This is a genomic window from Vreelandella stevensii S18214 (assembly GCF_000275725.1).
In the GTDB taxonomy this organism is placed as follows: domain Bacteria; phylum Pseudomonadota; class Gammaproteobacteria; order Pseudomonadales; family Halomonadaceae; genus Vreelandella; species Vreelandella stevensii.
In genome coordinates this window covers 72,126-92,202 of record NZ_AJTS01000036.1, presented here as the reverse complement: position 1 = coordinate 92,202, position 20,077 = coordinate 72,126, and the positions used below count along the sequence as shown (strand labels likewise).

The following is a 20,077-nucleotide window of genomic DNA, read 5'->3' as shown; positions in this document are numbered from 1 at the left end:
TACAGCTTGTTATGAGGAATCTCTGCATGGCTCAGGAAGACAACCGCACCAAAGCGCTGAATGCGGCACTCAGTCAGATCGATCGTCAGTTCGGCAAAGGCACCGTCATGCGTCTGGGCGATGCGCCCCGTGTCGTCATGCCGTCTGTCTCCACCGGTTCGCTGGGGCTGGACATTGCGCTCGGCATTGGCGGGCTGCCGTTTGGTCGTGTGGTCGAAATCTTTGGCCCAGAGTCCTCCGGTAAAACCACGCTGACCCTGTCGGTCATTGCCCAGGCGCAAAAGCAGGGCAAAGTGTGTGCCTTCGTAGATGCCGAGCACGCGCTGGACCCCAGCTACGCCGAAAAACTCGGCGTCAATCTGGACGACCTGCTGGTCTCGCAACCCGATACGGGTGAGCAGGCGCTGGAAATCACCGACATGCTGGTCCGTTCGGGCGGCGTGGACGTGATCATCATCGACTCCGTGGCGGCCCTGACGCCCCGTGCCGAGATCGAAGGCGAAATGGGCGATTCCCACGTAGGCCTGCAGGCCCGCTTGATGTCCCAGGCGCTGCGTAAAATTACCGGTAACATCAAGAACGCCAACTGTCTGGTGATTTTCATCAACCAGATCCGCATGAAGATCGGCGTGATGTTCGGCAGCCCCGAAACGACCACCGGGGGTAATGCCCTGAAGTTCTACTCCAGCGTGCGTCTGGATATCCGCCGCACGGGCTCCGTGAAGTCCGGCGACGAAGTCACGGGCAACGAAACGCGCGTCAAGGTCGTGAAGAACAAGGTGGCTCCACCGTTCCGTCAGGCCGAGTTCCAGATCCTCTACGGCAAGGGCATTTATCACGCAGGCGAGGTCGTCGACCTGGGCGTGCAGTGCAGCCTGGTGGACAAGGCGGGCGCCTGGTACAGCTACAAGGGCAGCAAGATTGGCCAGGGCAAGGCCAATGCGGCCCAGTACCTGGAAGAGCATCCTGCGATCATGGAAGAGATCGAGTCGCAAATCCGTGAGCAACTGCTGGCCAAGGTAGAGCCGAAGAAAGAAGAAGCCCCTGCAGCAGATGTGGCCGCCGAAGGCGATGACGATCTGCTTTGAACCAGGCTGTCGAGCAGGAGGCGTGAGTGTTCTCTACTAACGCCGACGCTTCGCCCAGAGAGTGGGCCATTCAGTGGCTGGCTCGGCGTGAGTACTCCCGCGCCGAGCTGGCCCGCAAGCTCGAGCAAAAGGCCTTCGATGCCGACGAGATCAGCGCCTGCCTCGATGGGTTGGCCGAGCAGGCGCTGCAGTCGGATGAGCGCTTTGCCGAAAGCTTCATCCGTTCACGCATCGCCCGCGGGCAGGGAGTGATTCGCATCAAGGGCGAGCTGCGTCAGCGCGGTGTCGACGCGCAAACCTGTGCCGCTGCGCTGGCAGCGGTGGAAGCGCGCGAAGCCGTGGACTGGTTCGAGCTGGCCCGCCAAACCTTGGAACGACGCTTCAGCTCGCCGGGCGAGACGCCCAAGGAGCGTGCCAAGCGAGAACGTTTTCTGGCTGGGCGTGGCTTCGATTTCGAGCAAATCCGCTATGCACTGTCCTGTTTGTCGCCCTCTTCCTAGCCCGCTCAGAGCTGTCATAAACCCGCTCAGGGCTGTCTATAACCCCGCTCAGGGCTGTCTATAACCCCGCTCAGGGCTGTCTATAACCCCGCTCAGGGCTGTTCACCACGTGGTTCCCGTCCTCTATTTATCGTGCCACCCGCCCTCTATTTATTGTGTCATTAGGGGCTCTGCCACTATCTGCGGCTTTAGTCGTTTGACAACTGCGTTATAATGGGCGTTTTGCGACCCCAGCGGGTAGCGGCGACAGCGCCCTGGGGCATCACGCTTTCTTGTCACGGATACCCTATGAAAAGCGCAGAACTCAGACAGGCCTTTCTCGATTATTTCGAACAGCAGGGGCACACCGTCGTGCCCACCGGCTCACTTGTGCCGGGCAACGACGCGACGCTGCTCTTCACCAGTGCGGGCATGGTGCCCTTCAAGGACGTTTTTCTAGGCCGAGATCCGCGTCCCTACGTTCGTGCGGCATCTGCGCAGCGCTGCGTGCGTGCTGGCGGCAAGCACAACGACCTGGATAACGTCGGCTACACCGCGCGCCACCACACCTTCTTCGAAATGCTCGGCAATTTCAGCTTTGGCGACTATTTCAAGCGTGATGCCATTCGCTTTGCCTGGACGTTCCTGACCGAGCGTCTGGGGCTGCCTGCCGAAAAGCTGTGGGTCACGGTGTTCACCGAAGATGAGGAGGCCTACGCCATCTGGGCCGATGAGATTGGCGTGCCGCATGATCGCATTGCGCGCATTGGTGCCAAGGACAACTTCTGGCAGATGGGTGACACCGGCCCCTGTGGCCCGTGTTCCGAGATATTCTTCGATCACGGCCCGGAAGTCTGGGGTGGCCCGCCCGGAACGCCTGAGGAAGACGGTGACCGTTTCATCGAAATCTGGAACCTGGTCTTCATGCAGTACGACCGTTCAGCCGATGGCACGCTGCACCCGCTGCCCAAGCCGTCGATCGATACCGGCATGGGGCTGGAGCGCGTGGCGGCGGTGATGCAGGGCGTACACTCCAACTACGAGATCGATCTGTTCCAGAACCTGCTACAAGCCGCGGCCAAGGCCACCGGGCATCAGGATACGATAACGCCCTCGCTGCGCGTGATTGCCGACCATATTCGCTCTTGCGCCTTCCTGATTGCCGACGGCGTGCTGCCTTCCAACGAAGGGCGCGGCTACGTACTGCGTCGTATCATCCGTCGCGCCATTCGTCATGGCCACAAGCTGGGCGCGGCCGAGCCGTTCTTCCACAAGCTGGTGAGTGCACTGGATGCCGAAATGGGCGACGCCTACCCCGAGCTGCGCGAGGCCAGCGAGCAGATTGCCCGCGTGCTGCTGAAAGAGGAGGAGCAGTTCGCCCGTACGCTGGATCACGGCATGGGGCTGCTGAATGCTGCGCTGGAAGAGCTGCAAGGCGACGTGCTGCCCGGTGAGACTGTGTTTAAGCTGTACGATACCTACGGTTTCCCCTTCGATTTGACCGCCGACGTGTGCCGCGAGCGGGAAGTCACCCTGGATGAAGAGGGCTTCCAGCGTGAGCTGGAAGCGCAGCGTGAACGTGCCCGCGCCGCCAGCCAGTTCGGTGCCGACTACACCGCCTCCATCGACCTGGAAGGCGAGACGCAGTTTACCGGCTACGATCAGCTGGTCGATCAGGCCACCGTGATGGCACTCGTGGATAGCGAAGGCAATGCACTGGCGGCCCTGGAAGCGGGCCAGAAGGGCACCGTGGTGCTGGATCGCACGCCGTTCTATGGCGAGTCCGGCGGCCAGGTAGGCGATACAGGCTACCTGCACGTCGACGGTGGCCGCTTCCAGGTCACCGATACCCAGAAGCAGCGCGGCCATCACCTGCACCAAGGGGTGATGGTGGAAGGCTCGCTGAGCGTGGGTGCCAGCGTGCGCGGCGAGGTGGATGCTAGCCTGCGTACCGCCACGCTGCGCAACCACTCGGCGACCCACCTGTTGCACGAAGCACTGCGCATGGTGCTGGGGGATCACGTTCAGCAGAAGGGCTCGCTGGTCAACGCCGAACGCCTGCGCTTCGACTTCAGCCACTTCGAGCCGATGACCGCTGAACAGATTGCCGAAGTGGAGCGCATCGTCAACGCCCAGATTCTGGCCAATGCGCCAACGAAAATCGAACACATGAGCCTGGCTGAGGCCAAGGCCAAAGGCGCGGCGGCGCTGTTCGAAGCGAAATACGCCGATAGCGTGCGCGTACTGACCATTGGTGCCGATGACTTCTCCATCGAACTGTGTGGCGGTACTCACGTAAGCCGCAGTGGTGACATTGGCTGCTGCCATGTGGTCAGTGAGGTGGGCATCGCTTCCGGCGTGCGCCGTATCGAAGCGATTACCGGGGAAAATGCGCTGGCCTACTTCCGCGAGCAGGAGGCCCGCGTACAGCGCCTGAGCGAGCGTCTGAAAACCAAGCCCGAGCAGGTGGAAGCACGCGTGGAATCGCTGGTCGAGCGCAACCGCAGCCTGGAGAAAGAGCTGGAGCAGCTGAAGGCCAAGCTGGCCAGCGCGGCAGGGAGCGACATGCTCAGCCAGGTGCAGGAAGTGGCGGGTGTAAAGCTGTTGGTCACCCAGCTCGAAGGCGTCTCGGGCAAGGACTTACGCGGCGTGTTGGATCAGCTCAAGAACAAGCTTGGCTCGGGCGTCATCATGCTGGGCGTAGCCGATGCCGATGCTGGCAAGGTCAGTCTGATTGCAGGTGTCACGGCTGATCTGACCGGTCGTGTGAAGGCTGGCGAGCTGGTCAACCATGTGGCGTCGCAGGTTGGCGGCAAAGGCGGCGGTCGCGCCGACATGGCTCAGGCGGGCGGTAGCCAGCCCGATGCGCTGCCCGGAGCGTTGAATAGCGTTCCGGCTTGGTTGGAAAACACACTTAGCTAAATGAGAGGGCCGGTGGCATCATTTGCTACCGGCCTTTTTGTACGTCAGGAAAATTGGCAATAACAACATTCACCCTCCATTCCCGAACGTAAAGGAAGAACGGCATATGGCACTATACGTACAGAAGTTCGGCGGCACTTCGGTGGGCTCTGTCGACCGTATCAAAGCCGTGGCGGAAAAGGTCAAAGGCTTTCGTGATCAGGGGCACCAGGTCGTCGTCGTCGTCTCTGCGATGAGTGGCGAAACCAACCGCCTGACCGATATGGCGCATGCCCTGAACGAAGATCCCGCCCCGCGTGAAATGGATATGCTGCTCTCGACGGGCGAGCAGGTCACCATCTCTCTGCTGGCTATGGCGCTGCAGCACATTGGCGTCTCGGCAACCTCGCACACCGGCGCACAGGTAGGCATTCATACCGATAGCGCGTATACCAAAGCGCGTATCCAGCGTATCGAAACCGACGATCTGAAAGCCGATCTGGACGCTGGCAAGGTCGTGGTGGTCGCCGGTTTCCAGGGGGTGGACGAAAACGGCAACATCACCACGCTGGGGCGTGGCGGCTCGGACACCACTGGCGTGGCGCTGGCAGCGGCCCTGGGGGCTGATGAGTGCCAGATCTATACTGATGTGGACGGTGTTTACACCACCGACCCGCGTGTCTGCTCCAAGGCTCAGCGCCTGGAGAGCATCACGGTAGAGGAAATGCTGGAACTGGCCAGCCTGGGCTCCAAAGTGCTGCAGATTCGCGCGGTGGAATTCGCTGGCAAGTACAACGTACCGCTGCGGGTTCTGTCGAGCTTTGAAGATGGCCCTGGCACCCTGATTGTTGCAGACTCTGACCAAGACGAGGACTCTATGGAAGAACCGCTAATCTCCGGTATCGCGTTTACCAAGAACGAAGCCAAGCTGACGCTGCTGAATACCCCCGATGTGCCCGGCGTTGCCTCGCGTATTTTAGGTCCGATTGCCGACGCCAACATTGAAGTGGACATGATTGTCCAAAATGTAGCACCGGCAGGTGATTACACCGATTTCACCTTCACGGTGGCAAAAGGTGACTACAAGGCCACCAAGAAGCTGCTGGAAGAGACCGTCATTCCCGATCTGGGCGGCGGTGAACTGCGCGGCGACGACAACATTGCCAAAGTGTCGCTGGTAGGTGTCGGTATGCGTTCACATGCCGGCGTAGCATCGAAGATGTTTCGCGTGCTGGCCGAAGAGAACGTGAATATTCGTATGGTATCGACGTCTGAAATCAAGATTTCCGTGGTGATCGACGAAAAACACATGGAACTTGCGGTCAATGCCTTGCACAAGGCATTTGGCTTGGATAAGGCCGATAGCGAATCTGAATAACACTTGTCCCTCAAACCTTCTACGCTGAGGGTACTCGCTGCCGTGTGGTGGTGGGCTTCCATTCAACGGGAGGTTAAGGTGTCATAGGGTTAAAGCCATTGGTAGCAGGGGTCACCATGCCGCATAATGGCGTGGTGGCGCTACCGGCGGACACATCCCGTTGTATCAAACGTCTGAGAAGGAGATCAGCCATGCTCATCCTAACCCGCCGCGTTGGCGAAACGCTGATGATCGGTGATGAAGTCACCGTCACAGTGTTAGGTGTGAAAGGTAATCAAGTGCGCATTGGTGTCAACGCACCAAAAGATGTCGCGGTACACCGTGAAGAGATCTATCAGCGCATTCAGCGTGAACGCAATAGCGAAAGCGAAGTGGAATAAATGGCCGCCAGTGTTGTGCTCAAAAAGGGCGCTGTAGCGGTAACTATCAGGGCGGCGTGAAAAAAAATCGGCACAGGGGTGGACACCAGTCCCCATAATCGGTAACATTCGCGCCGTGCTGTTGAGGAGAGGTGGCCGAGTGGCTGAAGGCGCTCCCCTGCTAAGGGAGTATAGGGTTTATAGCCCTATCGAGGGTTCGAATCCCTCTCTCTCCGCCAACCGCACCATGTAACATCGTTAGACACGTAGCATCGTTAGCTATGCGCCCGTAGCTCAGCTGGATAGAGTACCTGACTACGAATCAGGTGGTCGGAGGTTCGAATCCTCCCGGGCGCGCCAAGTTGCAAACGTAAGGTTTTGATGTTACAGTGGATTCATTGCTTTTCGAGAAAAGCATGACTGTCAAGCGCCCGTAGCTCAGCTGGATAGAGTACCTGACTACGAATCAGGTGGTCGGAGGTTCGAATCCTCCCGGGCGCGCCAGATTTCAAAACCCGCTCTCTTATTAGAGAGCGGGTTTTCTGCTTCTAGCCTGACCAACGTAGCTCGCACGTTGCTCTTGCGATCGTGTAAAGCGCCCCCGCATCTTGCGGAAGGGCGCTTTTTTTTGGTTCGTAAGCGTTGGGGTCTGAGTCAGAGGGCGAAGCGTTACGGCACCAGGTTGTCGAGCAGTATGTCCAGGTCCGTGACCCGCTTCAGGCGCTGAAAGTGCTGCTCGGCTTCGCCATTGCCCTGACGCATCTGCGCCAGCCACTGTTTCACCAGAGAAACCACGACGCGATCGGGTAGCTGTTGGCGTTGATGCTCGGCGTACTCTTGTAGCACGCTGGCACGCATTGCCCAGGTGGTATCCGGCAGCCGCTCGCCGGTTTCCTGCCAGTGGCGAATGCGGGGTGCCAGCCAAGGGTCAGCCAGGGCGCTGCGGCCCAGCATGACGTCATGGCAGCCCGACAGCGTGCGCGCCTTCCAGTAGTCTTCCAGCGTCCAGATATCGCCGTTGGCCACCACGGGGATGTCCACGTGGTGACGAACTCTGCCGATCCACTCCCAGTGCGCGGGCGGGCGGTAGCCCTCGTCTCGGGTTCGTCCATGCACCACCAGCCGTGCGGCGCCGCCTGCCTGGGTCGCCTGGGCGCAGGTTACCGCCATGCGTCGATTGGCGAAGCCCAGACGTATCTTGGCGGTGACCGGAATCTCGCCGGCCAGGGCATCAGCAACCGCCCTGACAGCCTGGTAGACACGCTCGGGCTGGCGCAGCAAGGAGGCGCCGCCGTCGTGACGGTTGACCAGCTTGGCCGGGCAGCCAAAGTTGAGGTCGACGCTGATGGCGCCCAGTGCAAGCGCCTGACGAGCATTCTCGGCCAGCGCGCTGGGGTCGGAGCCGAGTAGCTGCAGGTGCACCGGGATGCCGCTGGGAGTAGCCACAGGGCGCTGTTGGAGCTCAGGGCAGTGCTTGTAAAACACCCTGGGGGGAAGGCGGGTATCCACCACCCGCACGAACTCTGTCACCGTCCAGTCGAAACCGGGCTGGCGGGTGAGCAGGTCGCGGGTGAGTGCGTCGATGACCCCTTCCATTGGCGCAAGGCCAATCTTGCCTTTATGTAGTAAATTAACAACCATGACTTCCACTATGGCGCGATTGCATTCTATGCTGGATGTGGCAGGTTAGTGTATTACCCTTACTCCGCCAAGCGCCGCTGGAGGCGTTTGGTGTGCCAACCACCTTACACAACAAGGAGAGCGCGCTATGCAAGGGTCGGAGTTGCTCCAGGAGGGGCTCGCCCTGATGGGGCTTGGTATGGGGTTTGTTTTTGTTTTTCTTGCGGTTTTGGTGGTCAGTGTCACGCTGATGTCGAAGCTGATTGGGCGTTTTCAGCCCGCACCGGTGGCACCGGCTGCCAAGCGGAAAGGCCGTCAGACCGCTGCTCAGGCAGGCCTTGACGATGAGGTGGTGGCCGTGATCAGTGCTGCAGTGCACCGTTATCGGGCTGCGCATCGCCGTTAACGGCGGAATGGATAACGAATACACTCCCTCTTCAAGAATGAATTTTGCTAAATTTACTACAAGTCAATAAAGCTAAACGGTGAGTCACGACCATGAACGATGTAAAACGTCCGCTAGGAATCACTGATGTTGTGTTGCGCGATGCCCACCAGTCGCTATTCGCGACCCGGCTGCGGCTCGACGACATGCTGCCTATCGCCGAAAAGCTCGATAAGGTCGGGTACTGGTCGCTGGAGACCTGGGGCGGCGCCACCTTCGATGCCTGTATTCGTTATCTGGGTGAAGACCCTTGGGAGCGCATTCGTGCCCTGAAAGAGGCAATGCCCAACACGCCGCAGGCAATGTTGCTGCGCGGGCAGAACCTGCTGGGCTACCGTCACTATGCCGACGATGTAGTCGACAAGTTCGTCGAGCGTGCCAAAACCAACGGCGTGGATGTATTCCGCGTGTTCGACGCCATGAATGACCCGCGCAATCTGGAGCGTGCCATCAAGGCGGTGCGCGCTGTGGGTGGTCATGCCCAGGGGACCATTTCCTATACCGTCAGTCCGGTACATACCCTGGATAGCTGGGTAGATCTTGCGAAAACCATTGCCAACATGGGCGCGGACTCTCTGGCTATCAAGGATATGGCGGGGCTGCTGACGCCCTACACGGCGTTCGAGCTGGTGACGCGTCTGAAGAAAGAGCTTTCCATTCCTGTTCACCTGCACTGCCACGCGACGACAGGGCTCTCGACATCCACCATTTTGAAGGCTGTGGAAGCCGGGATCGATAACGTGGACACGGCTATCTCCTCGATGTCGATGACCTATGGGCACAGCCCTACTGAATCCGTGGTGGCAATGCTCAAGGATACGGACCGTGACACGGGGCTGGACCTGGAGTTGCTGGAGGACATCGCCGGTTATTTCCGTGAGGTACGCAAAAAGTATGCGGCGTTCGAGGGCTCGCTGCGGGGGATCGACTCACGCATTCTGGTGGCGCAAGTGCCGGGCGGCATGCTGACCAACATGGAGAGCCAGCTGAAAGAGCAGGGCGCTGGCGATAAGCTCGATGACGTGCTGAGTGAAATTCCGCGTGTGCGTGAAGACCTGGGATTCATCCCGCTGGTAACGCCGACTTCGCAGATCGTGGGCACCCAGGCTGTGATGAACGTCATGATGGGCGAGCGCTACAAGTCGATTTCCAAGGAGGTCCAGGCGCTGTTGAAAGGTGAATACGGCTCAGCGCCTGCCCCCTTCAATGTGGAGCTGCAAAAGCGCGTGCTGGAAGGTGGCGAGCCGATCACTTGCCGCCCTGCGGACAACCTGTCACCGGAAATGGAGCGCCTGGCCGCGGAACTGAAAGAGAAAGCCAGTGCCGACAAGCTGCGCCTGGCAGAAGGCGAGCGGCAGGTGGATGACGTGCTGACCTACGCGCTCTTCCCGCAGATTGGCCTGAAGTTCCTCAAGAACCGTGACAACAAGGAAGCCTTCGAGCCCGCGCCACAAGCAGCAACAAACGCGGCCATGCCTGCCAAGGCAGAACCGGCGGTACCTGCCACCGTGGTCAACAGCGGCCCGGAAACCTATACCGTCAAGCTCAACGGCAAGGCCTATGTGGTCGAGGTGGCCCAGGGCGGCGATATTGGCGAGATCAAGGAGCAGGCTGCCGCCAGTGGAGGCGCTAGTGCTGGAGCGGCAGAAAGCGCTGGAGGAAGCGGTGAAAGTATCGATGCGCCGCTGGCAGGCAACATCTTCAAGGTCAACGTACGCCCTGGCGATCAGGTGGCCGAGGGCGATGTGGTGATCATTCTCGAAGCCATGAAGATGGAGACCGAGGTGCGTGCCAGCAGCGCCGGAACGGTGTCCAAAGTCAATGTCAGCGAGGGCGATAGCGTCGCCGTTGGCGATGCGCTGATCGAGTTTTAAGGGCACCGGCATGGAAAAACTAATCACCTTATGGGAAGGCTCCGGGCTTTATAACCTGCAGCCTGGCCAGGCGGTCATGGTACTGGTAGGGCTGGGTCTTCTTTACCTGGCGATCTACAAGAAGTTCGAGCCTTTGCTGCTGGTACCCATCGGCTTTGGCGGCATTCTGGCCAATATCCCGGAAGCGGGATTGGCCATTTCAGCGCTCGATCAAGCCATCGAAGTGGCCAGGCCCGCCGTGCTACAGCAGATGGCGGCTGCGCTGGGCGTCACGCTGGACCCGTTGTCAGGTGTTGAGGGGTGGCGCGAAGTGCTGAAAGCCGTCGCTCACGACACGGCAGACTACGACCAGCTACGCGCCGCCAAGGACATTGCCTTGGGGGCAGGCTACAGCGATGGTGTGCTGTATAGCTTCTATAGCGTTGCCATTGCCTCGGGCATTGCGCCGCTGCTCATTTTCATGGGCGTGGGGGCCATGACCGATTTTGGCCCCCTGCTGGCCAATCCGCGTACGCTGTTTTTGGGCGCGGCGGCTCAGTTCGGGATTTTTGCTACGCTGTTTGGGGCGGTGCTGCTCTCCTCGCTGGGCGTCATGGACTTTTCGCTCAATCAGGCGGCCGCCATCGGCATCATCGGCGGGGCGGACGGGCCGACGTCGATCTATGTGTCCAGCATGTTGGCGCCAGAACTGCTGGGTGCCATTGCCGTGGCGGCCTATGCCTACATGGCACTGGTGCCGCTCATTCAGCCACCCATCATGCGGCTGTTGACCACCGAAAAAGAGCGCAAGATTGCCATGACGCAACTGCGTCCGGTCTCCAAGCTGGAGAAGGTGATCTTCCCGCTGATGCTGCTGATTGCCGTGGCGCTGTTCCTGCCTGACGCTGCGCCACTGCTGGGCATGTTCTGCTTTGGTAACCTGATGCGTGAGTGTGGCGTGGTGGAGCGACTGTCGGATACTGCGCAGAATGCGCTGATCAATATCGTGACCATCATTCTCGGCCTGTCCGTGGGTTCCAAGCTCATGGCCGAGAGCTTCTTGAGCTTCGAAACGCTGGGCATTCTAGGGCTGGGCATGGTTGCCTTCGCTATCGGCACGGCAGCAGGCGTGTTGATGGCAAAGCTCATGAACATGGTCAGCAGGATGCCCATCAACCCGTTGATTGGGGCAGCAGGGGTGTCGGCGGTGCCGATGGCCGCACGGGTCGCCAACAAGGTAGGCCTGGAGGCAAATCCGCATAACTTCCTGCTGATGCACGCCATGGGGCCGAACGTGGCCGGGGTGATTGGCTCGGCGGTGGCCGCCGGGGTCATGATCAAGTACCTGGGATAGAGCTGGTACTTATAGATAGAACGGGTACTTGGCGATAGAACTGGGCTGAACCCGAGTCTGAGCTGTGTCACGGCTTGCCGAGCCTTCATCGGCAGGCCGTGAACTTACAGTGCTTCGAATGCCACGGCCGTTTTCAGGCGATTCTCCAGACCGCTGATATCCAGCGCCACGTCGCTGGGCCAGCCGATGGTCAGGCACACGCCATGCCCATCGTACTCAGCCTGTTCCACAGGCAGTTCCTGCTCTTCACACCAGGCTCGGGCCTGCGCTTCATGGGCGAAGCCTACACGTAACCGGTAGCTGTCGCGCTCGATCACCTCCCGGGTAGGCAGTGTTTCCAGCCCCGCGTTGACGGCTTGGGCGTAGGCTCTGGCCAACCCACCGGTGCCCAGCTTGGTACCGCCAAAGTAGCGAATGACCACGCAACCCACTTCCCCTAGCTGGCTACCTTGCAGCGCCTGAAACATGGGGCGACCCGCCGTGCCGCCGGGCTCGCCGTCATCCGAAAAGCCAATGCGGGTCTGCTCCCCCGGTGGGCCGACGATAAAGGCGGTGCAGTGGTGGCTGGCATTGGGGTGGGCCGATCTGGCGGCCTGTAACAAGGCGTCGAAGGCGCTGGTGCTGGGGGCATGGCATAGCCAGGTCAGAAACTGACTTTTCTCTACTTCAATCTCGGTAGAGTGCCACGCCTCGGGAGCGATGTCAGGAATGTGGTAACGCAAACAGAACTCCTCGCCAACATAAGGACGAATCAGTGATGCTGAGTCTGCCGGGTGTGGTGCGCCACGCCCATGACCATGCCCAGCACCTGGATATCACCATTATGCAGGAATAGCACGGGCATCGCTGCATCTTCCGGGCACAAGTGGACCCCCAGGCGGGTAATCGATAAATGCTTCAAGGGAAACTGGTGGTCGTTGATGGTCAGGGTGGCCGTTTCCTGCTGGGTGTCGTGCTGATGGCGATGAATGATGAGCAGATCACCGTCGAAGAGCTGGCTGGCCTGCAAGCGGTCGCCACGAATGCGTAGGGCATAGGTGTTGTGCCGGGTCACTTGACCGTCCTGGTTTACCTGGCGAGGGGGAGAAGCAAGGCGCTGACGCAGGTTAGACGGTGGCAGCGGTTGAGAAGGTACGTGAGACGTTATCTGGGGGGTGAGGCAGATCGTCATTGTGTGTTCTCCCATGCAGCGCCTGTGCCAAGGCGGTCGAGTGAGCGAATGGATAAGCGTGGTTGAAGAGGTGTCTATCCATACAGTGGTTATAGTATAAGCCTGTTTTTGCATACAGTGCTAGTGCTGTTTGAAGCGTGGCTTTTGTGGCGAGGGCTTGAGCTGTGTCATGCTGCGACCCCAGGCCGCAGAGCGTGACTGGCGAGAAAGCGCCTTTCCGTGTAGAGTTCGACCCAAAATTAATGCGTCTGGAGAGTCTCTTGAGCCTGTGCCTGCAAGCCCGACAACTGGCCTGTGAACGCGATGATCGTTGGCTATTTGAAGGACTTGACCTCGACATCAAGGGCGGCGAGATCGTCCGCATCGAAGGCCCCAACGGCAGTGGTAAAACCACGTTGTTGAAGATCCTCTCCGGCCAACTGACCGACTACCGTGGCGAGCTATTCTGGAACGGTGCCCCCATGCACCAGGCCCGTGAACATTTTCTCGCAAACCTACTCTATCTAGGGCACGCCCCCGGCGTTAAAGCGGGTCTCACGCCGTTGGAAAATCTGGCGTGGTATCAAGCGCTCAATGGCGAAAAAGGCAGCGATCAACAGCGTGAGCAAGCGCTGTTCGAGGTTGGTCTGGTGGGCTTTGAAGATGTCCCGGCAGGACAACTTTCCGCTGGTCAGCAGCGGCGTATTGCCTTGGCAAGGTTGACGCTGACGCCGCGCGCGCTATGGGTCCTGGATGAGCCTTTCACGGCGATTGACCGCCACGGTGTCATGGCGTTGGAAGCGCAGCTGGTCGCACATGCTCAGTCTGGCGGCTGTGTTCTGGTGACGACCCACCATGCACTGACCGAATCATCGGTGCTGAGACGTATTCAGCTGGGGTAAAAAGGAGTCAGCGTTGCAACGTTCACACGCTCTATCGAGTGCCCCTGAGGTGGTCCTCCATACACCGCAGGGGGGGCTTGGAGTGGCCATTCATGCCACGCTCAAGCGCGACCTGACGCTGATGTTGCGGCGCAAGGGTGAGGTGCTCAACCCGCTGGTGTTTTTTGCACTGGTCATCACGCTGTTTCCCATTGGCATCTCGCCAGACCCTGTCTTGCTGGCCAGCATTGCGCCGGGACTGCTGTGGGTAGCGGCGTTGCTGGCGGCCCTGCTGTCACTGGATGGTCTGTTTCGCAGCGATTTCGAAGACGGCAGCCTGGAGCAGCTGCTGTTGGCCCCCCAGCCGCTGGCGGCGCTGGGGCTTGCCAAGGTGGCCGTGCACTGGCTGTTGACCGGGCTGCCGCTAGCGCTGATGGCGCCGGTGCTGGGTATCATGTTGTCGCTACCAGCAGGCAGCTACGGGGTGCTGGCGCTGTCGTTGGCGCTGGGCACCGCGAGCTTGAGCCTGATAGGGGCCATTGGCGCGGCGTTGACCGTGGGGCTGGCCAAGGGCGGGGTACTGCTGTCCCTGCTGGTACTGCCGCTGTATATCCCGGTTCTGATTTTTGGGGCGGGCGCGGTACAGGCCGCCATTCTGGGTGATGGGATGGCCGCTCACCTGGCCATACTGGGGGCGCTGCTGGCGGTGTCGCTCATGCTGGCACCTTGGGCGATTGCCGCGTCGCTACGCATCAGTATTAACGGTTAAAGGATGGGAAGACCATGTGGGGCTTTATAAATAAACTGCGATCTCCCAAGTGGTTTTATGCGATCAGTGCCAAGCTACAGCCCTGGTTCTGGGTGGCAGCCGCGCTGTTGCTGGCCGTGGGCACCGTATGGGGACTGGTGTTCGCCCCGGCCGACTACCAGCAGGGCAACAGTTTTCGCATCATCTATGTGCATGTGCCTGCTGCGTTTCTGGCCCAGTCCATCTTTGTCTCCATGGCTATCTCCGGGCTGGTGTTCATGGTCTGGAAAATCAAGGTCGCCGACATGTTGGCCACCGTGATTGCGCCGCTGGGTGCCGCCATGACCTTCATCGCGCTGTTTTCCGGCGCCGTCTGGGGCGTGCCCACCTGGGGCACCTGGTGGATGTGGGATGCTCGGCTCACCTCGATGCTGATCCTGCTGTTCCTCTATCTTGGGGTCATCGCCCTGCGTGGCGCCTTCACCAGCCGTGACAGCGGGTCGCGGGCAGCTTCCGTGCTGGCCATGGTGGGCGTCATCAATATCCCGATCATCAAGTACTCCGTCGATTGGTGGTACACCCTGCACCAGCCCGCTACGTTCACCATCACCGGGCGCGCGGCCATGCCCATGGAAATGTGGGCACCGCTGCTGATCATGGTGCTGGGCTTCTACAGCTTTTTTATCGCGCTTGCCTTGATGCGTACCCGCAGTGAAATTCTGCGCAGGGAAGCCAACAAGCGCTGGGTGCGTGAACTCGCCGAGGAGGTGAGCCAGTGACCTTTGCCTCGCTGAACGAATTCTTTGCCATGGGCGGCCACGGTCTCTATGTGTGGGCCGCCTGGGGCGTAACTGCGCTTCTGATGTTAGGGATCCTGCTGCACGCTCGCCTGGAGCGGCGCCAGTTGATCAAGGGAGTCAAACGCCGCATGCGTCGTGAAAAAGCGCAGCGCACGGCTTCCCCCTACGGTACTACGGCTGCGCAGAACCCGGTTAACTCTGCTCAAGGGGATGTTCGCAATGACGCCTAAACGCAAGCAAAAGCTGTTTATCTTTCTGGGTCTGGTCTCGCTGACCGCCATCGCCGTGGGGCTCACGCTGTATGCGCTGCGCGCCAACATCAACCTGTTCTTCAGCCCGGTACAAATCGCCCAAGGGGATGCCCCTCTGGACCGCCAGATTCGTGCCGGTGGCATGGTCCGAGAGGGCTCGGTACTGCGTGACCCCGACAGCCTCGACGTAGCGTTCACGGTGACCGACTACGTGGACGATGTCGAGGTCTACTACAGCGGCATCCTGCCCGACCTGTTCCGTGAAGGGCAGGGCGTGGTGGTGGTGGGCCAGCTGCAGGCCGATGGCCGACTCTACGCCGATAAAGTGCTGGCGCGTCACGACGAAAACTACATGCCGCCGGAAGTCGCCCAGGCACTGAAAGAAGCGGGCTATTCGCCCGCTGATTTCCAGGCCAAGGCCGCCGAAGTGGGTAAGCGCCTGGAGCAGCAGGGCGTTCCACAAGCAAGCGATTACTAACGGCTTATCCCTGCAATATTCGGTAATGCTTACTGCCAATGCGGAGCGCTCATGCTGATTAAAATGATTCCTGAAATTGGCCACTTTGCGCTGGTTATCGCGCTATTGATGGCGATCGTGCAGGCCGTGATGCCGCTGCTGGGAGCCGCTACCCGCCGCCCCCTCTGGATGGCCTATGGTTACCCCATGGCAACCGGCCAGTTCCTGTTCGTGGCCATTGCCTACCTGTGCTTGACCACCAGCTACATGCTGGATGATTTCAGCGTGGCCAACGTGGCCAACAACTCCAACTCCCTGCTGCCTTGGTACTACAAGTTCAGCGCCGTCTGGGGCAACCATGAAGGTTCGGTCCTGCTCTGGAGCCTGATGCTGGCAGGCTGGGGCTATGCGGCTTCGGTGTTCTCCAAGGAGTTGCCTCGGGACATGGTGGCTCGGGTGCAGAGCGTCATGGGCATGGTGTGTGTCGGCTTCCTGTTGTTCATCCTGATGACCTCCAACCCCTTCGAGCGGCTGCTGCCCAACATGCCCGCCGACGGCGCTGACCTGAATCCGCTGCTGCAGGACTTCGGCCTGATTGTTCACCCGCCGATGCTTTACATGGGCTACGTGGGCTTTTCGGTGGTGTTTGCGTTTGCCATTGCGGCGCTGCTGGGGGGGCGTCTGGATGCCGCCTGGACCCGCTGGGCGCGCCCCTGGACCAACATTGCCTGGGCGTTTTTGACCGTGGGCATCGCGCTGGGTAGCTGGTGGGCCTATTACGAGCTTGGCTGGGGCGGCTGGTGGTTCTGGGACCCGGTGGAGAACGCTTCGCTGCTGCCCTGGCTGACGGGCACGGCGCTGGTACACTCGCTGGCGGTGACCGAGAAGCGCGGCTCGTTCAAGAGCTGGACCGTACTGCTGGCCATCTCGACCTTCTCGCTCTCCTTGCTGGGTACGTTCCTGGTGCGTTCGGGCGTGCTCACCTCGGTCCACGCATTTGCCAACGACCCGTTCCGTGGCTTCTTCATCCTGATGTTGCTGGCCATCACGGTCACCCTGTCGCTGCTGGTATTTGCCCTGCGTGCTCCGCGGGTCAGCCACAAGGTGGGCTTCAACTGGCTCTCTCGGGACTCCTTGCTGCTGATCAACAATGTCCTGCTGGTCATCATGACCGTGACGGTACTGCTGGGCACCGTGTATCCGCTGATTCTGGATTCGCTGGGGCTGGGCAAGATCAGCGTCGGGCCTCCCTACTTCAATGCCCTGTTCGTTCCGCTGACCGTGGTGATGTGTATCTTCATGGGCCTTGGCCCGCTGGCCCGCTGGAAGAGCATGAGCGGCAAGGAGCTGTGGCGCAAACTGTGGCTGGCGGGCGCAGCTTCGCTGGCGCTGGGCATCGCCATGCCGCTGGTGTATGGCCGTGAATGGAACCTGTGGGTAGCGCTGGGCATCATTTCGGCGCTGTGGATCGTGCTGCCCATGGTGCGCGACCTGTTCGACAAGACACGCCACGCCAGTTCGTTCGTGGCGGGCCTGCGCAAGCTGTCGCTCTCCTATTGGGGCATGGTGCTGGGCCACCTGGGCGTGGCGGTCACCATCGTGGGCGTGGCCGTGGTGTCGAACTACAACATCGAGCGTAACGTGCGCATGTCGCCGGGGACGACGGTGGAAGTTGCCGGGTACCAGTTCACCATGACCGAACTGACCAATCGTCGTGGCCCCAACTTCCTGGCCGATACCTCGATCATTCAGGTTCAGCGCGGTGAAGAAGGACGCAGCTTCGTCATGCGGCCGGAAAAACGCCTCTACCTGGCCACCGGCATGCCCATGACCCAGGTAGCGCTGCGCCCCGGTTTCTTCCGTGACCTCTACGTGGCCATGGGCGAAGACTTGGGCGATGGCAGCTACGCCATGCGCGTGCAATACAAGCCCTTCGTGCGCTGGCTATGGCTGGGTGGCCTGCTGATGGCCTTCGGTGGCCTGCTGGCCGTCATCGACAAGCGCTACCGCCGAGTCAGCGTACGCCAACCTGAGACTGCCCGAGCCCAGCCCGCTCAGGAGGCGCCGGTATGACGCGACGTTTGCTGCTGTTACTGCTGCCCATCGGCTTTCTGGGCATTGCGCTGTTTCTCTATCAAGGGTTAGGGCAGGACCCTTCCCAGCGGGATTCGGCCCTCATGGCGCGGGAGTTTCCTGAGTTTCAGGCCACTACCTTGCGTGACGCCGAACGCCAGGTCGACCAGTCGCTGTTCATCGGCGAAGTGACGCTGGTCAACGTCTGGGGCGAGTGGTGTCCGGCCTGCAAGCAAGAGATGCCGCAGCTGCTGTCACTGGCGGATCACGGTATCCGCATGGTGGGCATCAACTATCGGGATACCCGCGAGAAAGGCCTGGAGTTTTTGACCGAATTCGGCGACCCCTTCGAGATCAACATCTTTGACCCGGATGGCAGCCTTGGTTTCGACCTGGGCGTGTACGGCGCGCCGGAAACCTTTCTGGTGGATGCCGAGGGCGTGATCCGCTATCACCACAAGGGCTATGTCTCCCCGGAAGATGTCCGTGACCGTATCCTGCCGGAGGTAGAAAAATGGCGATAATTCGTTGGATAGTGACGGCCATGCTGCTGGCCACCGCCGGTAGCGTCATGGCCGGCGGAATCGAAGTGCGCGAGTTCGATGATCCGGTACTGGAAAAGCGCTACCGCGACCTGACCGCCTCCATGCGCTGCCCGCTGTGTGAAAACCAGGCCATCGACGACTCCGATGCGCCCATCTCGGCGGACATGCGCGAGCGCGTCTACGTGCTGCTGAACGAAGGCCAGGCCGATATCGAAATCATCAACCACATGGTGCAGCGTTTCGGCGATTACATTCTCTACAACCCGCGTCTGGAGAACCGCACCTATTTGCTGTGGGGGTTGCCCATCGTTCTGGTGGTGATTGGCCTGGTGGTCGTCATCATGGTGGTGCGTGCCCGCCGCAACGCCTCTGCCAAGGCCCTGAGCGCAGAAGAACGCGCCCGCCTGAATGCCCTGATTAACCGCGAGAGGTCGTCATGACACCGGTCTGGATTGCGATTGCTTTACTGCTGATACCTGCGCTGTGGCTGCTGGTGGCACCCATGCGCGGCGCTCGCACGCTGCGTGACCAGTTGGAAACCTTCGAGGCCAACGACACCACGGCCGAGCAGAACGTGGCGATTTTTCAGCGCCGTCTGGCCTCGCTGGAGGCCGCCCGGGATCGGGGAGACATCGACGACGCGCGCTATCAGGAAGATCGCCTGGAGCTGGAGCGTAGCCTGCTGGAAGACACCGTCGTCGAGACCCGTCGGCCGCTGAAGTCTGCCAGTGCTGGCCGCCTGATGGTGCCGCTGGTGATGGTGGCCGTGGTCGGTGCCAGCACGTTCTGGTACCAGCAGTATGGTGCCGAAGGCGACCTGACGCTGTACGCCATCCAGCAGGAAGTGCGTCAGCACCCTGAAGGCTCGCTGAGCATGTTCACCGAGCGGATGGAAGCCGAAGCCGAGCGCCAGCCCAACAACCCCAACGTGTGGAGCGCGCTGTTTCCCATTTATCGCGACACCGGCCAGCCCGAGAAGGCCGAGGAAGCGCTGGAGCGTTTGCTGGCCATCGAAGGGCGTATCCCGCCCCTGCTGGCGCAAATGGCACAGCTGCAGTTCTTCATGGCCGAGCGTCAGTTGACGCCGGAAGTGCAGGCGCTGGTAGACGAGACGCTGGCGCTCGACCCACGCCAGCCCACGGTGCTGGGCCTGCTGGGCATTCACGCCTTCGATAGTGGCGATTACGAAACGGCCATCGACCGCTGGCGCCGAGCCGTGGCCAACATCGAAAATCCGGAAACGGCGGCCTCCCTGCGCGACGGTATCCGTGTAGCTCAGGAGCGGATGGGTGTCGTGCCGGAAAGCGCCGATGCCGAGGCTGCACAGAGCCAGGGTATACGGGTGAATGTCTCGCTGGACGCCGAGCTGGAAGGCAGTGTCAGTGATGACGCCACGGTGTTCATTACCGCTCGCGATATGGATGGCGAGCTGCCACCGCTGGCGGTGATTCGTGCCCAGGTCGCGGAGCTGCCGATGACGGTAGTGCTGGATGATACGGCGGCCATGTCGGCGGACGCCCAGATCTCCCAGGTGCGTGAAGCGCGCCTGATGGTGCGCGTATCGCCCTCGGGCCAGGCTACACCGCAACCCGGGGACCTGTTCGGTGACCTGGAGAGCGTCACCGTAGGCCCGATCAGCGATGATCAAGCAGCCGAGGTGGTCATCAACCGCGTTTTTGAGTAACCTCCGCGACT

At 60.5% G+C, this 20,077-nt stretch carries 20 protein-coding genes and 3 tRNA genes; 20 read left to right on the top strand and 3 right to left on the bottom strand.

Annotated features, from left to right (window positions below):
- The first annotated feature begins 26 nt into the window (after positions 1-26).
- From recA to HSS18214_RS0108340, 8 genes are all read left to right on the top strand, one after another.
- On the top strand, positions 27-1,088 hold the full coding sequence (gene recA, locus HSS18214_RS0108375; protein ID WP_016914841.1) for a recombinase RecA: 1,062 nt from the start codon (positions 27-29) through the stop codon (positions 1,086-1,088).
- 26 nt (positions 1,089-1,114) lie between these two features.
- On the top strand, positions 1,115-1,588 hold the full coding sequence (locus tag HSS18214_RS0108370) for a regulatory protein RecX (RefSeq protein ID WP_016914840.1): 474 nt from the start codon (positions 1,115-1,117) through the stop codon (positions 1,586-1,588).
- Positions 1,589-1,876: 288 nt separating this feature from the next.
- Positions 1,877-4,489, top strand: a complete 2,613-nt coding sequence (gene alaS / locus HSS18214_RS0108365) for an alanine--tRNA ligase (protein WP_016914839.1) — start codon at positions 1,877-1,879, stop codon at positions 4,487-4,489.
- A gap of 106 nt (positions 4,490-4,595) precedes the next feature.
- Positions 4,596-5,846 carry an aspartate kinase gene (locus HSS18214_RS0108360; protein ID WP_016914838.1) on the top strand — a complete coding sequence of 417 codons (1,251 nt, stop codon included), beginning with the start codon at positions 4,596-4,598 and terminating at the stop codon, positions 5,844-5,846.
- Between the two features lie 191 nt (positions 5,847-6,037).
- Positions 6,038-6,226, top strand: a complete 189-nt coding sequence (gene csrA, locus HSS18214_RS0108355) for a carbon storage regulator CsrA (RefSeq protein ID WP_016914837.1) — start codon at positions 6,038-6,040, stop codon at positions 6,224-6,226.
- A gap of 125 nt (positions 6,227-6,351) precedes the next feature.
- Positions 6,352-6,444 (top strand) — tRNA-Ser (locus tag HSS18214_RS0108350).
- Between the two features lie 44 nt (positions 6,445-6,488).
- Positions 6,489-6,565 (top strand) — tRNA-Arg (locus HSS18214_RS0108345).
- 67 nt (positions 6,566-6,632) lie between these two features.
- A tRNA-Arg gene (locus tag HSS18214_RS0108340) sits at positions 6,633-6,709 on the top strand.
- A 165-nt stretch (positions 6,710-6,874) separates the two neighbouring features.
- On the opposite strand, the gene HSS18214_RS0108335 is transcribed toward HSS18214_RS0108340, so the two are convergent.
- On the bottom strand, positions 6,875-7,846 hold the full coding sequence (locus HSS18214_RS0108335) for a tRNA dihydrouridine synthase (protein ID WP_237718599.1): 972 nt from the start codon (positions 7,844-7,846) through the stop codon (positions 6,875-6,877).
- 127 nt (positions 7,847-7,973) lie between these two features.
- On the opposite strand from HSS18214_RS0108335, the gene HSS18214_RS0108330 reads away from it, so the two are divergent.
- The 3 genes from HSS18214_RS0108330 to HSS18214_RS0108320 all read left to right on the top strand — a co-directional run bounded on the left by HSS18214_RS0108330 (position 7,974) and on the right by HSS18214_RS0108320 (position 11,477).
- Complete coding sequence (locus HSS18214_RS0108330) at positions 7,974-8,231, top strand: OadG family protein (protein WP_016914835.1); 258 nt, start codon at positions 7,974-7,976, stop codon at positions 8,229-8,231.
- Positions 8,232-8,323: 92 nt separating this feature from the next.
- On the top strand, positions 8,324-10,144 hold the full coding sequence (gene oadA, locus HSS18214_RS0108325; protein WP_026001816.1) for a sodium-extruding oxaloacetate decarboxylase subunit alpha: 1,821 nt from the start codon (positions 8,324-8,326) through the stop codon (positions 10,142-10,144).
- Between the two features lie 10 nt (positions 10,145-10,154).
- Entirely contained in the window at positions 10,155-11,477 is a 1,323-nt protein-coding gene (locus HSS18214_RS0108320) for a sodium ion-translocating decarboxylase subunit beta (protein ID WP_016914833.1), read from the top strand.
- 104 nt (positions 11,478-11,581) lie between these two features.
- Here HSS18214_RS0108320 and HSS18214_RS0108315 read toward each other — a convergent pair whose 3' ends face one another.
- Both HSS18214_RS0108315 and HSS18214_RS18005 read right to left on the bottom strand, forming a co-directional pair.
- On the bottom strand, positions 11,582-12,199 hold the full coding sequence (locus HSS18214_RS0108315; RefSeq protein WP_016914832.1) for an IMPACT family protein: 618 nt from the start codon (positions 12,197-12,199) through the stop codon (positions 11,582-11,584).
- Between the two features lie 29 nt (positions 12,200-12,228).
- Complete coding sequence (locus HSS18214_RS18005) at positions 12,229-12,648, bottom strand: LexA family protein (protein WP_232710850.1); 420 nt, start codon at positions 12,646-12,648, stop codon at positions 12,229-12,231.
- 260 nt (positions 12,649-12,908) lie between these two features.
- Between HSS18214_RS18005 and ccmA the strand changes: the two genes are divergently transcribed.
- The 9 genes from ccmA to ccmI are packed head-to-tail and all read left to right on the top strand — an operon-like array spanning position 12,909 to position 20,066.
- Positions 12,909-13,529, top strand: a complete 621-nt coding sequence (gene ccmA, locus HSS18214_RS0108305; protein ID WP_016914830.1) for a cytochrome c biogenesis heme-transporting ATPase CcmA — start codon at positions 12,909-12,911, stop codon at positions 13,527-13,529.
- Between the two features lie 13 nt (positions 13,530-13,542).
- A complete protein-coding gene (gene ccmB / locus HSS18214_RS0108300) occupies positions 13,543-14,277 on the top strand; it encodes a heme exporter protein CcmB (protein WP_026001814.1) in 735 nt (244 codons plus the stop codon).
- A 14-nt stretch (positions 14,278-14,291) separates the two neighbouring features.
- Positions 14,292-15,035 carry a heme ABC transporter permease gene (locus HSS18214_RS0108295; RefSeq protein WP_016914828.1) on the top strand — a complete coding sequence of 248 codons (744 nt, stop codon included), beginning with the start codon at positions 14,292-14,294 and terminating at the stop codon, positions 15,033-15,035.
- Complete coding sequence (ccmD, locus tag HSS18214_RS0108290) at positions 15,032-15,286, top strand: heme exporter protein CcmD (protein WP_016914827.1); 255 nt, start codon at positions 15,032-15,034, stop codon at positions 15,284-15,286. The genes HSS18214_RS0108295 and ccmD overlap by 4 nt, the downstream gene beginning before the upstream one ends.
- Complete coding sequence (ccmE, locus tag HSS18214_RS0108285) at positions 15,276-15,785, top strand: cytochrome c maturation protein CcmE (RefSeq protein ID WP_016914826.1); 510 nt, start codon at positions 15,276-15,278, stop codon at positions 15,783-15,785. Before ccmD ends, ccmE begins: the two co-directional genes overlap by 11 nt.
- Positions 15,786-15,836: 51 nt before the next feature.
- Complete coding sequence (locus HSS18214_RS0108280) at positions 15,837-17,837, top strand: heme lyase CcmF/NrfE family subunit (protein ID WP_016914825.1); 2,001 nt, start codon at positions 15,837-15,839, stop codon at positions 17,835-17,837.
- The gene (locus HSS18214_RS0108275) at positions 17,834-18,361 is read left to right on the top strand and encodes a DsbE family thiol:disulfide interchange protein (protein ID WP_016914824.1); all 528 of its coding nucleotides are present in this window, start codon (positions 17,834-17,836) and stop codon (positions 18,359-18,361) included. The genes HSS18214_RS0108280 and HSS18214_RS0108275 overlap by 4 nt, the downstream gene beginning before the upstream one ends.
- Positions 18,352-18,822 (top strand): cytochrome c-type biogenesis protein, encoded by a 471-nt coding sequence (locus HSS18214_RS0108270; protein WP_026001813.1) that lies wholly within the window; start codon positions 18,352-18,354, stop codon positions 18,820-18,822. Before HSS18214_RS0108275 ends, HSS18214_RS0108270 begins: the two co-directional genes overlap by 10 nt.
- Entirely contained in the window at positions 18,819-20,066 is a 1,248-nt protein-coding gene (gene ccmI / locus HSS18214_RS0108265; RefSeq protein WP_016914822.1) for a c-type cytochrome biogenesis protein CcmI, read from the top strand. Before HSS18214_RS0108270 ends, ccmI begins: the two co-directional genes overlap by 4 nt.
- The last annotated feature ends 11 nt before the right edge of the window (positions 20,067-20,077 follow it).

Excerpts from the sequence above, each read along its gene's own strand:
- recA (WP_016914841.1), top strand. The coding sequence starts at position 27 with ATGGCTCAGGAAGACAACCGCACCAAAGCGCTGAATGCGGCACTCAGT.
- alaS (WP_016914839.1), top strand. The coding sequence starts at position 1,877 with ATGAAAAGCGCAGAACTCAGACAGGCCTTTCTCGATTATTTCGAACAG.
- HSS18214_RS0108360 (WP_016914838.1), top strand. The coding sequence starts at position 4,596 with ATGGCACTATACGTACAGAAGTTCGGCGGCACTTCGGTGGGCTCTGTC.
- csrA (WP_016914837.1), top strand. The coding sequence starts at position 6,038 with ATGCTCATCCTAACCCGCCGCGTTGGCGAAACGCTGATGATCGGTGAT.
- HSS18214_RS0108335 (WP_237718599.1), bottom strand. The coding sequence starts at position 7,846 with ATGGTTGTTAATTTACTACATAAAGGCAAGATTGGCCTTGCGCCAATG.
- HSS18214_RS0108330 (WP_016914835.1), top strand. The coding sequence starts at position 7,974 with ATGCAAGGGTCGGAGTTGCTCCAGGAGGGGCTCGCCCTGATGGGGCTT.
- oadA (WP_026001816.1), top strand. The coding sequence starts at position 8,324 with ATGAACGATGTAAAACGTCCGCTAGGAATCACTGATGTTGTGTTGCGC.
- HSS18214_RS0108320 (WP_016914833.1), top strand. The coding sequence starts at position 10,155 with ATGGAAAAACTAATCACCTTATGGGAAGGCTCCGGGCTTTATAACCTG.
- HSS18214_RS18005 (WP_232710850.1), bottom strand. The coding sequence starts at position 12,648 with ATGACGATCTGCCTCACCCCCCAGATAACGTCTCACGTACCTTCTCAA.
- HSS18214_RS0108295 (WP_016914828.1), top strand. The coding sequence starts at position 14,292 with ATGTGGGGCTTTATAAATAAACTGCGATCTCCCAAGTGGTTTTATGCG.
- ccmE (WP_016914826.1), top strand. The coding sequence starts at position 15,276 with ATGACGCCTAAACGCAAGCAAAAGCTGTTTATCTTTCTGGGTCTGGTC.
- HSS18214_RS0108280 (WP_016914825.1), top strand. The coding sequence starts at position 15,837 with ATGCTGATTAAAATGATTCCTGAAATTGGCCACTTTGCGCTGGTTATC.
- HSS18214_RS0108275 (WP_016914824.1), top strand. The coding sequence starts at position 17,834 with ATGACGCGACGTTTGCTGCTGTTACTGCTGCCCATCGGCTTTCTGGGC.
- HSS18214_RS0108270 (WP_026001813.1), top strand. The coding sequence starts at position 18,352 with ATGGCGATAATTCGTTGGATAGTGACGGCCATGCTGCTGGCCACCGCC.
- ccmI (WP_016914822.1), top strand. The coding sequence starts at position 18,819 with ATGACACCGGTCTGGATTGCGATTGCTTTACTGCTGATACCTGCGCTG.